The 12,817-nt window shown below is 30.7% G+C and carries 11 protein-coding genes; 6 read left to right on the top strand and 5 right to left on the bottom strand.

Annotated features, from left to right (window positions below; all coding sequences use genetic code 11):
* The 4 genes from F553_RS0104160 to F553_RS0104175 all read left to right on the top strand — a co-directional run.
* A partial coding sequence (locus tag F553_RS0104160; protein ID WP_018999116.1) for an IS3 family transposase occupies window positions 1-332 on the top strand: 332 nt, incomplete at its 5' end.
* A 128-nt stretch (window positions 333-460) separates the two neighbouring features.
* A complete protein-coding gene (locus F553_RS0104165; protein ID WP_018999117.1) occupies window positions 461-1,177 on the top strand; it encodes a DUF169 domain-containing protein in 717 nt (238 codons plus the stop codon).
* A 138-nt stretch (window positions 1,178-1,315) separates the two neighbouring features.
* The gene (locus tag F553_RS0104170; protein ID WP_018999118.1) at window positions 1,316-2,212 is read left to right on the top strand and encodes a LysR family transcriptional regulator; all 897 of its coding nucleotides are present in this window, start codon (window positions 1,316-1,318) and stop codon (window positions 2,210-2,212) included.
* A 121-nt stretch (window positions 2,213-2,333) separates the two neighbouring features.
* Window positions 2,334-3,581, top strand: a complete 1,248-nt coding sequence (locus F553_RS0104175; RefSeq protein WP_018999119.1) for an MFS transporter — start codon at window positions 2,334-2,336, stop codon at window positions 3,579-3,581.
* A 76-nt stretch (window positions 3,582-3,657) separates the two neighbouring features.
* On the opposite strand, the gene F553_RS0104180 is transcribed toward F553_RS0104175, so the two are convergent.
* A complete protein-coding gene (locus F553_RS0104180; protein WP_018999120.1) occupies window positions 3,658-4,974 on the bottom strand; it encodes a sodium-dependent transporter in 1,317 nt (438 codons plus the stop codon).
* A 135-nt stretch (window positions 4,975-5,109) separates the two neighbouring features.
* Between F553_RS0104180 and F553_RS0104185 the strand changes: the two genes are divergently transcribed.
* On the top strand, window positions 5,110-6,021 hold the full coding sequence (locus F553_RS0104185) for a LysR family transcriptional regulator (RefSeq protein ID WP_018999121.1): 912 nt from the start codon (window positions 5,110-5,112) through the stop codon (window positions 6,019-6,021).
* Window positions 6,022-6,043: 22 nt separating this feature from the next.
* On the opposite strand, the gene F553_RS0104190 is transcribed toward F553_RS0104185, so the two are convergent.
* From F553_RS0104190 to F553_RS0104205, 4 genes are all read right to left on the bottom strand, one after another.
* Window positions 6,044-6,700 (bottom strand): YczE/YyaS/YitT family protein, encoded by a 657-nt coding sequence (locus tag F553_RS0104190; RefSeq protein WP_018999122.1) that lies wholly within the window; start codon window positions 6,698-6,700, stop codon window positions 6,044-6,046.
* Between the two features lie 39 nt (window positions 6,701-6,739).
* Window positions 6,740-7,726 carry a Gfo/Idh/MocA family protein gene (locus tag F553_RS0104195; RefSeq protein ID WP_018999123.1) on the bottom strand — a complete coding sequence of 329 codons (987 nt, stop codon included), beginning with the start codon at window positions 7,724-7,726 and terminating at the stop codon, window positions 6,740-6,742.
* Between the two features lie 140 nt (window positions 7,727-7,866).
* Window positions 7,867-10,098, bottom strand: coding sequence for an alpha-galactosidase (locus F553_RS0104200; RefSeq protein ID WP_018999124.1), 2,232 nt, complete (start codon window positions 10,096-10,098; stop codon window positions 7,867-7,869).
* Window positions 10,099-10,257: 159 nt separating this feature from the next.
* Window positions 10,258-11,118: an AraC family transcriptional regulator gene (locus tag F553_RS0104205; protein ID WP_008538563.1), complete on the bottom strand. Its 861-nt coding sequence runs from the start codon at window positions 11,116-11,118 to the stop codon at window positions 10,258-10,260.
* Between the two features lie 78 nt (window positions 11,119-11,196).
* On the opposite strand from F553_RS0104205, the gene F553_RS0104210 reads away from it, so the two are divergent.
* Window positions 11,197-12,816, top strand: a complete 1,620-nt coding sequence (locus F553_RS0104210) for a glycoside hydrolase family 13 protein (protein WP_018999125.1) — start codon at window positions 11,197-11,199, stop codon at window positions 12,814-12,816.
* Window position 12,817: the final 1 nt, after the last annotated feature.

Here is a 12,817-nt window from a genome sequence, read left to right on the forward strand (position 1 = left end):
CAACAAGAAAGATAAAAGAAACGAAAGGGATAATTCTACATTCAGACCAAGGCTGGCAATATCAAAATAAGAGGTATCAGAAGTTATTAAAAGAAAAAGGCATTATCCAAAGCATGAGCCGAAAAGGCAATTGCTTAGATAATGCCGTAATAGAAAATTTCTTTGGTTTACTAAAAAGCGAATTATTCTATTTAAAAAAATTCAAATCTGTTGAAGATTTTATAAAAGAGTTAAAATCTTATATAAAATATTATAATACAAAACGGATAAAGATAAAACTAAAAGGACTTAGTCCCGTAGAATACAGAACTAAGTCTCAATTAGTAGCTTAATTAATATGTCCAATATTTTGGGTGCATATCAGGATATAAAATATTCGTAAACTGCTTTTTTTATTATTTTTTCTATTATTCATAGTATAATTTTAGATAGAAGATAAATTTTAGCGAGGTGAAAAATAATGGATAGTAAAATAGTAAAAGCGATAAAATTAAAAAATCAACCGATTGCAGTATATAGAACGGATATAAAAGAAGATAATGCACTGCAATTTAAAGAAGGTGTTTGGGGCTGTGTGATAGCTATGTTAAATGCAGCTTCTAAAGGCAAAACAGCGATTTTTTCACAAGCTACAACTGCTTGTATGGGTGGTAGAGCAGGTCTTGGATTAAAGGCATATGATTTAGGATATATAGAATATTTTTTATCTACAGGAGCAAATGATGGCAGAGAAGGAGAATGTTATAAGAAAAATCCTGAACTTGCAAGAAATTTTATTGTGAATGTACCAAAAATAAATTCTAAAAAATATGTAGTTTTCAAGCCATTAGAATTGGTAACAGATGAAAATCAACCAGAAATTATTGTGTTTTTAGTAAATGCTGACCAATTATCAGCACTTACAGTCTTAGCAAATTATGACCAAGATACTCAGGATAATGTGGAGTTAAGATTTGGAGCAGGTTGCGCACAATCCATTTTATTTGCTTTAAAACATTTTGAAGAAAATAGTATAAAGTGTACGATTGGATTGACTGACCCGTCAGCTAGAAAATGTATAGATAAAGATATTTTGTCATTTAGTATGCCATATTATCGCTATTTACAATTAGAAGCACAGGTAGAAGAAAGTTTTTTAACTAAAACTACATGGAAAAATTTATCTAAACGTATATAATGAAAAATAAATAAAATTTAATAAAAAAGCAAAGGATAATATAAACAATAGTATCACTTTGCTTTTTTTAGTTTCTTATTTGATGTTATACCAATATAGTATATAATAGAAGATAAAATTTTAACGTGAGGTGGCAATATGCAGGAAAGACCTAGCATTCAACAATTAGAAAATTTTATTATCTATGGAAAAGTGCGCAATTTTGCAACTGCAGCACATAGAGCAAATATAACTCAATCAGCATTTAGTTTTCAAATGAAAAAATTAGAGGAAATGCTCAATATACAGTTGATAACTCGCTCTAATCGTGGCAGTGATTTAACTAGAGAAGGCGAATTTTTTCTGCAAAAAATCATACCGATAATTGATGAATTAGATGAAGCTATTGATGAATTACAAAAATTTGCAGGAAAAGCAGTATATATTAATATAGGTGCTTTGATGTCTATGGGAGATATTTTAATGAATAGACATATCAGCTATTTTAAACAACATAATGATAATAATATCTGCTTTAATGTATATAATCTAGAAGCAAAATCCATGTTAAAAAAATTAGATAGTGGTCAAATTGATATTGCTTCTACTTTTTTATTGCCTCAAATGCATGTAGATGGCTGTGAAAAGAAATTATTCTGCAAAGATGAGTTTGTTTATTATGCACCATGTTTGGATTTAACGCAAGATAAAATAACAGCTGATATTATACAAAGATATCCATTAGTTACACATTCACCAGATTATTTTATGACAAATGCTTTAGAGGATTATTTCGTCAAATTAAAAATACAGCCACATATTGATGCTAGATTATCTACACCATACGCTATCATTCATTATTGTAAGCATAATAAAGTAGCAACATTGATATCAAAGCGTCTTTTACAGGAAATAGGGATTAAAAATGACTATTATGAGTTATTAGAACCACTTAATTTTTCTTCGTATTTATTGTATAAACATGAAAATCCTAAAATTAAAAGTATGGAGATTTTTGTGGATTATATTTTGGATTTATATCAGCAAAATAGATAAATTTTGATTAATTTTAGATAAAAATAATTGATGACTCTCATTAATATCTTAAGCTATACAAATGTAAAATGCATGTATACAATATGAACTATCCTTTAATTAAGATTTTGGAGATGAGAGCATGAGTAGTTCTTCTAAAGAACGTTTGTGGACAAAGGATTTTCTTTTGGACACTGGTATTAATTTTTTAGTTTATTTGATTTATTATTTATTGATGGTAATAATTGCTGTCATTGCTAAAAATGATTTAAATGCTAGTCTAGCTGAAGCTGGTCTTGCTTCTGGTATCTATATTGTCGGTACTTTGATTGCTAGATTATTGGCAGGACAGCAAATTGAATTATTTGGTAGAAAGAAAATGCTATATACTGGTATGGCTTTATATTTGATAACTACTATTTTTTATTTTTACATACCAAATTTAATGATAATGTATATTATTCGTTTAGCAAATGGTTTTGCCTATGGTGTAGTTTCCACAGCGACAAGTACAATTATTGCTAGCTGTATACCTCTTTCACGTAAAGGTGAAGGCATAAATTATTATGGTTTATCTACAAGTGTAGCTGCCGCTGTTGGCCCATTTATTGGTATGTTCATGATGACACGAACTTCTTTTGCAGCTATCATTGAATTATGTGTAGGTTTAATTGTTTTATGTGTAGTAGGTTGTTTCTTCCTCAATATCAAAGAGCTTGAACTTTCTTCAGATGAAAAAGCTAAACTTCGCAAAATCTCTGTAAATAATTTTGTAGAAAGCAAAGTATCTGTAATTTCCTTCATAGGTTTTTGGGTTGCTTTTTGTTATGCAAGTGTATTGAGCTTTTTAGCAGCTTATGCTCAAGAAATTCATTTAGTAGAAGCAGGTACTTTCTTCTTTGTTGTCTATGCTGTAGTAATCACTATATCTCGTCCAATAACTGGTATTATTTTTGATGCCAAAGGTGAAAATTATGTTATGTATCCTTGTTTTGTTTGCTTAGCTATAGGTTTATTCTTATTAAGTGGTACACAAACTGCATGGATGTTATTATTAGCTGGTGTATTCGTAGGCTTAGGTTATGGTACATTCATGTCTAATGGTCAAGCTGTTTGTATAAAATTGACACCTAATCATCGTGTCGGTGTTGCCATTTCTACTTATTTTGTAGCCTTAGATTTAGGTCTTGGTGTTAGTCCATATATCCTTGGAATATTAAGACCAATGCTAGGCTTTGAAGGTTTATATATGGTAACTGGCGTATTGTCTATTATTTGTTTAATTATGTATTTTGCCATGTATGGTTCAAGAAAACAAAATTATGCAGATAAAGAAGAAATAACAGAAGAATTTCATGCAAATGCTAAAATAGCAATTGATGAAAAATAAAGTAGCTACCCTTCATTTTAATAATTTTATCCATAAAAAAGAGTCAATAAGTTTTTTGCTTATTGACTCTTTTATTTTAGATACCACCGTAAATAATTCCGAGGACAAAAATTATAATTGTTAATGGTACATAGATATATTTAGCTGTAATTCCAAAGTAAGCACCGAGAGGTTTTCTAGCAAGTTCTAATTCTTGGCGGATTTCTTTGTAACCTAAAATATAATAAATAGAAAATGCACCTAAAACAGCTCCAAATGGAACAATATAAATAGTTACAATATCCATCCAAGGTCCGAATTTTGGTTCAGCTTCAATGAATACGCCGATAAATAAAGCAATAATAGAACAAAGTGTAACGGCTGTTTTGCGAGAAAGATTAAATCTTGTTTGCCATGATTCACTTACTGCTTCAAACATATTTAATAGACTTGTAATACCTGCGAAAGCTACAGAAACGAAGAATAATATAGCAAATAATTGACCAAATGGCATTTGGGCAAAAATATTTGGAAGTGTGATAAACATAAGTGTTGGACCTGCATTTGGTGCAATATTGAAAGCAAAAACGGCAGGAATGATAGCAAAAGCAGCAAGTAGAGCAGCTATAGTATTAAAGAAAGTTGTGCGAATGGAAGCTTTAGGAATATCTTCAGTTTTTGGTAAGTATGTACCATAGACAATCATACCTGAACCTGTGATTGATAGAGAAAAGAAAGCTTGTCCCATTGCCATAACCCATGTTTCAATATGTCCTAATTGTTCCCAATTTGGTGTAAATAAAAACTCATATCCTGCACCGGAATTAGGTAAAAAGTATACGCGAATAGCTAAAATTAAAAATAAAATAAAGAATAAAGGCATTAAAATTTTATTTACTTTTTCAATTCCTGATGTAGAACCAAACATTAAAATTAAAGCTGTCATTACAATAACGAGAGTATGCCAAAATACACTGCCGAATTCTCCAGTAACTTCTTGTAAGAATACTTCGTGATGACCAGATAGCATTTCACCAGTGATAGACCACCATAAAGCTCTGAGTACCCAACCAATGATGATTGCATAACCGATAGCTATACCAAGTGAGCCTAAAAGAGGTATCCAGCCGAGGCAATAGCCTAATTTTGATTGTTTGATTTTGCTCCAGCAATGTTCATAAGCACCTAATGTACCTGTTTTAGCACGGCGACCAATGGCAAATTCAGCGGATAAACCAACAAGTCCAAATAAGATAGAAAATAAAATATAAGGGATTAAAAAAGCACCGCCACCATATTCGCCTAAGCGATAAGGAAACATCCAAATTGTCCCCATACCTACAGCTGAACCGATACAAGCGAGGATAAAACCTGTACTACTTTTAAATCCTCCATTTTGATGTATATTATCCATAAAAAAACTCCTTTATAGAATTATTAAGAAAAATCATTTATAATTATAACTTGTGTACATATTATTTGTAAAAACGATAATTTCTATAATATAATTCAGTTTTTTCGATGGATAATAAGGAGCAATAAATATAGCATGGAATTAAGAAATTTAAAGACTTTTTTATACGTAGCAGAACAATGCAGCTTTTCGAAAGCAGCAATTTTATTAAATTATTCACAATCAACTGTTACAGCACAAATTCAAAAATTAGAAGAAGAATTAGATATTTTATTATTTGAACGAATTAATAAAACAGTGCGCTTGACCAATGCAGGTCAAGAATTTTTAAAATACGCTCATGAAATCATCAGAACTAGTGAAGATGCCAAAAAAGCATTGAAAAATTTACCGATAGAAACAGGTGAACTCAGAATAGCTATGGCAGAATCTATTGCTAATACTTTTTTCCCTGAGATATTAGAACGATTTCATCAACTATACCCTAAGATAAAGGTAACTTTATATACAGCTGGTACAGATAGTTTATTTCACAAATTAAGGCATAATGAAGCAGACTTGGTCTATACTTTAGATAAAAGAATTTATTCTTCAGAAATAGTTACTGTGATGGAAAAGAAAGAAGAAGTATTTTTTGTAGCTAGTCCTAAACATAGATTAGCAGGAAGAAATTGCTTAATAGAAGATTTATTAGGCGAAGATTTTTTACTAACAGAAAAAGATATGAGTTATCGTAGACATTTAGAAGAATATTTAGCTTCTAAATCTTTGGAGATAAATCCTTTCTTGGAATTGGGGAATGTAGAGATTTTAAAATCTTTGGTAGAGAAAAATGCAGGCATTTCTTTTTTGCCAGAATTTACGATAAAAAGACAGTTAGAAGAACAGCGATTAGTAAAAATCAATATTCCAGAAGTTTTTAAGGTCTGGCGACAATTAATTTATCATAAACATAAATGGGTTACTGCTTCGATGAAAGTAATGATAGATTTAATTAGAGATTATGAATATGATAAAAAGAATTTTAGCCAAAATAAAAGTCTATAGCAAAAGCTATAGACTTTAAATTTTATTCTTTTAGAACTTGTTTAATTAAAAATTCGCTTTTAGGAAGCCAAAACTGCACAAGTGGGCCAGTTAAAAAAGCAGCTATGACTGTACCTATACCAACAGTACCACCTAAGATATAGCCTAAAATAACAAAAAATAAATCACAAGTCATACGTACCCAACGGAATTGAAATTTTTGTAATTTATCAGTTAAGATAATGGCTATTAAATCATTAGGGCCAGTACCAGCGTTGCTTTTGATGACTATGGACATGCCGATAGATAAGATAACGCATCCTAAAATCATACCTAAAATACGCCATGGCAAAGTGGAATCAGCATTGATAAAATCACCTAAAAGCCATGTGAAAAAATCAATGATTGGGCCACCACAAAAAGCACATAAAATAGTACCAGGTTTTACATATCCTTTAGTAGTTAGAAGCATAACGACCAATAAGATACATAAGACAATGACGTGAAAAGTACCTACAGATAGATTAAATGTTCGAGCAAGTCCTTGAATAAATACAGTGAAGGTATCAGTACCAAGCTTGGATAATAAAAATAAAGAAATCCCCAAATGGGCAATGATTAAACCAAGTAATAAAATACTAAGTGCAATAATCCAGTTTTTTAAACTGCGTTTTGATGTATCACTAGCAAATGTAGACATAGAACCTCTTTTATTTTGTAGATTTATTTTGATGAAATATTATATTTCTTCTGGATAAACTAAATTCCATTCACGGCGTAATTTAGTCATGATATCCATAACATCTTGAGTATAAGTAAATTGTAAAAGATCAGTTTCTTCTTCTAAAATGGCTTTTTCCATATCTTCCATTTCATATTGAAGTGCTTTCTTCGTATCACCTACGATGATTTCTTGTTTTTCGCCTGTAACAGCATCTGTAATTACTGCTTTATTAGCACGAGGAAATTCCATGATTTCAATATAAGCTTTTTCACAGCTAATCATAGCTCGTTTTGGTTGTTTAGAATGAAGTGATAAAGCGATTGTTGCCATCTGATTATCTTCATTCATCAATAAAATAGTAGCTTGTTCATCAACGCCTGTAGGTGTAGGAAGCATTTGACTTAAAATTTTTGTTGGTTTACTTTGCATAAAACTACGTGTGAGACTAAGCGCATATACACCGATATCAAGCAAAGCACCACCAGCTAAATTTTTATTGAAAAATCTATTAGTCATATCATAATCTTTGAAACTACCAAAGTTTACAGTAATCATCTGTACTTTACCAAATTCATTATTATGTATCATTTCCCATAATTGTTTATAAATAGGCATATGCCAAATAGTCATAGCTTCAGCTAAAATTAAATTATTTTCTTGAGCGAGTTTAACACATTCATTTAATTCACGACTATTTAAAGTAATGGACTTTTCTACAAATAAATGTTTGTGATTTTCTAAAGCTTTTTTCATGAATGGATAGTGTGTATTATGTGGAGTTGTCAAATAAATAATATCTACATCAGGGTCAGTGAAGATATCTTGAAAATCATCATAAACTTTTTCGATGCCATATTTTTTAGCAAAATCGATGGCTTTACTATGTGTACGATTGCCAACAGCATATAATTTTTTGCCCATGTTTTGTAGCGCTTGAGCCATTTCATTGGCGATTACACCAGTACCTAGAACAGCCCAATTTAATTGTTTGTTAAAAGACATAAGTATATCCTCCTAAAATATATAATTTATTATTATTATAAAAAAAATAAACTTATAAAGGAATACTTAAATGATAAATAAAAATTTTTAATATAAATAAAAGGCTTAGCTAATCAAAAGAAAAGCTAAGCCTTAAAATTTTATTTATTTGTTGTTTTTAATACATAAACTTTAGAGTCGAAATCACAGCTTGTAGGCATATCACTAGATACCTGACCTGCGCTAGGATCATCAATTACAAGACCGATATTCATGAGTTCATCACCATAATAACAATTGCCATCAATATTTTGTTTATAGCAAAAATCAGGATTTAAGCCTTGGAGATAAATTCTGCTATATGGTAAATTGATACCATTTAATACACGATACCAACCAACAATAGCAGTTTCTTTATCTTCGCTTACTACCATCCAAGCAGTTACATTATTTTCAAAAGGACTGCTCAAACGATAGAATGTGCCAAATTGGAAAACTTCACGATATTCTTTCATGAATTTAATTTGTGCTTTTACTTCTTCTTGTTCAGCTGGAGTTAATTTATTTAAATCAAGTTCATAGCCGAATGTGCCAAAGTAAGCAACATTAGCTCTAGTATGAAGAGGTGTTAAGCGATATACTTGATGGTTAGGAGTAACAGAAACATGACTACCGATGGAGCTGATAGGATAAGCAAAAGATGTACCATATTGGATTTTTAAACGTTCAATAGCATCAGAGTCATCACTTGCCCAGCCTTGTGGAGCATAATATAAAAGACCTGGGTCAAATCTAGCGCCACCACTAGCACAAGATTCAAAGAGAATATGAGGAAATTCAGAAGTTAAGCGTTCATATAAATCATATACACCTAAGATATAACGATGGAATACTTCTCCTTGTCTATCAGCAGGAAGTGCGACAGAATAACATTCTGTAATACTGCGGTTCATATCCCATTTTATATAAGAAACTTTTGCTTCACGTAAGATTTTAGCAAGCATATTGTAAATATAATCTACAACTTCTTTACGTGAATAATCTAATACATATTGATGACGACATTCACAAGAATTTCTATTTGGTACATGTAAAATCCAATCAGGATGATTGCGATAGAGGTCAGAATCCATATTAGTCATTTCTGGTTCAATCCAAAGACCAAATTTCATGCCGAGATTTTCAATTCTTTCTGCAAGACCTTTGATGCCATTTGGTAAGCGGTCAGTATTTGGATACCAATCGCCAAGACCTGCATAATCGGAAGTGCGTTTGCCAAACCAGCCATCATCTAATACGAATAATTCTACGCCACATTCTTTAGCTTTGCTAGCGATAGTTACGAGTTTATCTTCATTGAAATCGAAATAAGTAGCTTCCCAGTTATTGATTAAAATAGGTCTAGCTTTATCTCTCCAATAGCCACGAGCAAGGCGTTTTTGGAATAATTTATGGAAAGATTGACTTAAATTATTTAAGCCGTCATCAGTATAAATCATTACAGCTTCTGGAGTTTGGAAAGATGTATTTGGTTCTAATTTCCAATCAAATGTAGTGGGATTAATACCCATTAAAATGCGTGTAACATCATGAGTATCAACTTCTGCTTGAGCTAAGAAGTTACCGCTATAAATTAAGCTAAAACCAATAGCTTCACCTTTATTTTCATCTGTAGTAGGTCGTTTTAAAATAATAAATGGATTGTGTTCATGGGAAGAATGACCACGAGTGGAATTAATAGCAGTGATGCCCTGTTCTAATTTACGCACTTTTAAATGACGTTCTCTAGACCATGTACCAGAGAATTGAAGCCATTCATAATCGCAATCAGGTAAATCAAGACAAAGGCTCATAGCTGTTGTTAAATGAACATCATCTTTACCCTGATTGTAGATTTTAGCACTGCGAGCGATAATGCCATTTTGAGCAAAAATAGTGTAGAGTAAATCTATTTCAACTAAAGTTACAGGGTCTTGTAAATGAATAGTTAAAGTGAGAGCTTCATCATCATTTTCTGTATAAGTAGCAGGTAAATTTTCAAGTTTTGGTTTGCCTTTGCTGATAGAATGACTTTGATAATGGAAGTCAGAAATTTTACTGCCGTTTGGCTGGCAAATTTCAATAGCAGGCTGACGATAATCAGAAGTACCATAAACAGGATATTCTTGACGAATATGGCTCAAAGATATAATATTATGGAATTCTTCAGAAATATAGGAAGTTGTTGGACGAGCACAAGATTGAATTAAATAGGAAAAATCTGCTTTGTCATGTACTTTTTTACCAAAATATACTTGGCTTAGATGACCATTAGGAAGTACAGTCATAATGTAACTAATTTTATCATTAGTTAAATGAAAAGTACGGCTTTGTTCATTAAATAAAATTTGCATCTTAAAAAACGCTCCTTTATAAATATATGAATTTATGGCTTTTCGTAATTAATATCTATAAATTATTATATATGAGAATTTTATGAAAATAAAGATGGCGTTGTTAAGTAAATCAGTTTAAATGTTAAATAAAAACTATAAGAGCAATACTTATAGTTTTTATTTCATTCTATTTACAGGTTTATTAAAAGATATTTTAGGAGAAAAACTTTTACGATACTGTGAAGGCGTAAAACCTTTTTTTGCTTTAAAGGCTTTAGCAAATACTAAAGGGTCTTGATAGCCACAAGAATTAGAAATAGTTTCAATGGATAGCGTAGTTGTATTTAATAATTGTTCAGCACGAGTTATGCGATAATTAGCTAAATATTCTTGGGGAGAAATATTTAAATGTTTGCGAAATAATAAATAGAGGTAATTTCTAGTGATGCAAACATATTTAGCGATATCAGTGATTTTTAAATTATTAGTGTAGTTATTTTCGATAAATTCAATGGCTTTTTTTACATATAGATTATTGTTGTCATTAGTCGGCAATATAGTTTTTATATCTTTACTTAAGATAGAGAAGAAAGAATATAATAGACTTTCTAGCAAAAATTGATTGCTTGTGGCAAAGTTATTATTTTTTAACATATTATGCACAATTTGTTTTAATTCCTCACTATAATTACATTGAAATGTTAGATGATTGGAACTAAGACCGATATCATTTAGATATTGAATAGCTTTAGTGCCATTAAAGCCAATCCAAAGATATTGCCATGGGTCATCTTTATCAGCTTGATAAAATACTTGCAAATGAGGTTCAACTAAAAACCCTTGACCTTGAGATAATTCATAGCAAGCGTTATTTACATAATATTTTCCTTTGCCTTTAGTTATATAGTGAATGATATAATTATCGCGGATACCAGGGCCAAAGCTGTGATTAGGTTCACATTTAGCTAAGCCACAAAAACATAAGTATAAATCAGAAAAATGGCGTTCTGTTATTTGGAGTACATGAGAATTTTCCATAATAATTAACCTCAAATTTAATTTAGTCTTATAATATTATAATATAATAAAACAAATAAGTAATAAAAGGTGATTTTTATGGAAACAAAATGGTGGCAAAAATCTGTTGTTTATCAAATTTATCCGCGTAGTTTTTGTGATAGCAATAATGATGGCATTGGTGATATCAATGGTATTCGCTCTAAATTGGGTTATTTGGAAAAATTAGGTATAGAAGTGATTTGGTTAAGCCCTGTATATTGTTCACCTAATGATGATAATGGCTATGATATCTCCGATTATTATGATATTTCTCCAGAATTTGGGACATTAGACGAGATGAAAGCTTTATTGAAAGAAGCTAAAGCACATAATATAAAAATAATCATGGATTTAGTGGTAAATCATACTTCAGATGAACATAAATGGTTTATAGAAGCAAAAACAAATAAAAATAGCAAATATCGTGATTATTATATTTGGCGAAAAGGTGAAAAAAATAATCCACCAAATGATTTATTATCTTGTTTTGGTGGTTCGGCATGGGAATATGATGAAGCTTCTCAAGAGTATTATTTGCATTTCTTTAGTAAGAAACAGCCAGATTTAAATTGGGAAAATAAAGATATGCGCAAAGATATTTGGCAGATGATGAATTTTTGGATTGATTTAGGTGTTGGCGGTTTTAGAATGGACGTCATCGATATGATTGGCAAAGTTCCAGATTTAAAAATCAAAGAAAATGGACCTAAATTACATGAATATATTCAAGAAATGCATAGAGAAACTTTGCAAGACAAAGATTTATTGACAGTGGGTGAATGTTGGGGAGCAAATCCGCAGATAGCACAGTTATTTTCCAGTCCAGATAGACATGAATTAAGTATGGTATTTCAATTTGAACATATTATGCTTGACCAAGAAGGCTCGGATAAATGGAACTTGAAAAAGCTTGATTTAATTGAGTTGAAAAAAGTATTTACTAAGTGGCAAAAAGAATTAAATGGCAAAGGTTGGAATAGTTTATTTTGGAATAATCATGATTTACCAAGAATTGTATCTCGTTGGGGTAATGACAAAGAATATCGCGTGCAGTCTGCGAAAATGTTAGCGATATTACTTCATGGTATGCAGGGAACACCATATATTTATCAAGGCGAAGAAATCGGCATGACCAATATTGAGTTTAATGATTTAGCCGATTTTGCCGATATTGAATCTGTGAATGCATATAAAGAAAGAATGGCTAATAATATACCTAAAGAAGAAATATTAAAATCTTTGCGTGCCAAAGCTAGAGATAATGCAAGAACTCCTATGCAGTGGAATAGTGATGTAAATGCTGGTTTTAGCAAGGTTAAACCATGGTATAGGGTAAATCGCAATTATATAGACATAAATGTAGAAAAAGCTTTAGCTGATAAAAATTCAATTTTTTATTGTTATCAAAAATTGATTAAGATGCGTAAAGAAAATCCTATTATGATTTATGGTGAATATGATTTATTATTAGCCGAAGATAAAAATATTTTTGCTTATACAAGAAAATATAAAGATAAAACTTGGCTTATAATATGTAATTTTTATGATAAAGAAGTTGATTTTAACTTAGAAGGCACAGGAAAAATCTTAATCAGTAATTATGAAGATACAATAACAGATTTGACAAAAGGTCATTTAAGACCATATGAAGCTGTAATTTATCAGTGGCAGAAATAAT

The sequence above is a fragment of the Megamonas rupellensis DSM 19944 genome, from assembly GCF_000378365.1.
In the GTDB taxonomy this organism is placed as follows: domain Bacteria; phylum Bacillota; class Negativicutes; order Selenomonadales; family Selenomonadaceae; genus Megamonas; species Megamonas funiformis.

Excerpts from the sequence above, each read along its gene's own strand:
- F553_RS0104185 (WP_018999121.1), top strand. The coding sequence starts at position 5,110 with ATGGAATTAAGAAATTTAAAGACTTTTTTATACGTAGCAGAACAATGC.
- F553_RS0104170 (WP_018999118.1), top strand. The coding sequence starts at position 1,316 with ATGCAGGAAAGACCTAGCATTCAACAATTAGAAAATTTTATTATCTAT.
- F553_RS0104190 (WP_018999122.1), bottom strand. The coding sequence starts at position 6,700 with ATGTCTACATTTGCTAGTGATACATCAAAACGCAGTTTAAAAAACTGG.
- F553_RS0104180 (WP_018999120.1), bottom strand. The coding sequence starts at position 4,974 with ATGGATAATATACATCAAAATGGAGGATTTAAAAGTAGTACAGGTTTT.
- F553_RS0104210 (WP_018999125.1), top strand. The coding sequence starts at position 11,197 with ATGGAAACAAAATGGTGGCAAAAATCTGTTGTTTATCAAATTTATCCG.
- F553_RS0104195 (WP_018999123.1), bottom strand. The coding sequence starts at position 7,726 with ATGTCTTTTAACAAACAATTAAATTGGGCTGTTCTAGGTACTGGTGTA.
- F553_RS0104200 (WP_018999124.1), bottom strand. The coding sequence starts at position 10,098 with ATGCAAATTTTATTTAATGAACAAAGCCGTACTTTTCATTTAACTAAT.
- F553_RS0104175 (WP_018999119.1), top strand. The coding sequence starts at position 2,334 with ATGAGTAGTTCTTCTAAAGAACGTTTGTGGACAAAGGATTTTCTTTTG.
- F553_RS0104205 (WP_008538563.1), bottom strand. The coding sequence starts at position 11,118 with ATGGAAAATTCTCATGTACTCCAAATAACAGAACGCCATTTTTCTGAT.
- F553_RS0104165 (WP_018999117.1), top strand. The coding sequence starts at position 461 with ATGGATAGTAAAATAGTAAAAGCGATAAAATTAAAAAATCAACCGATT.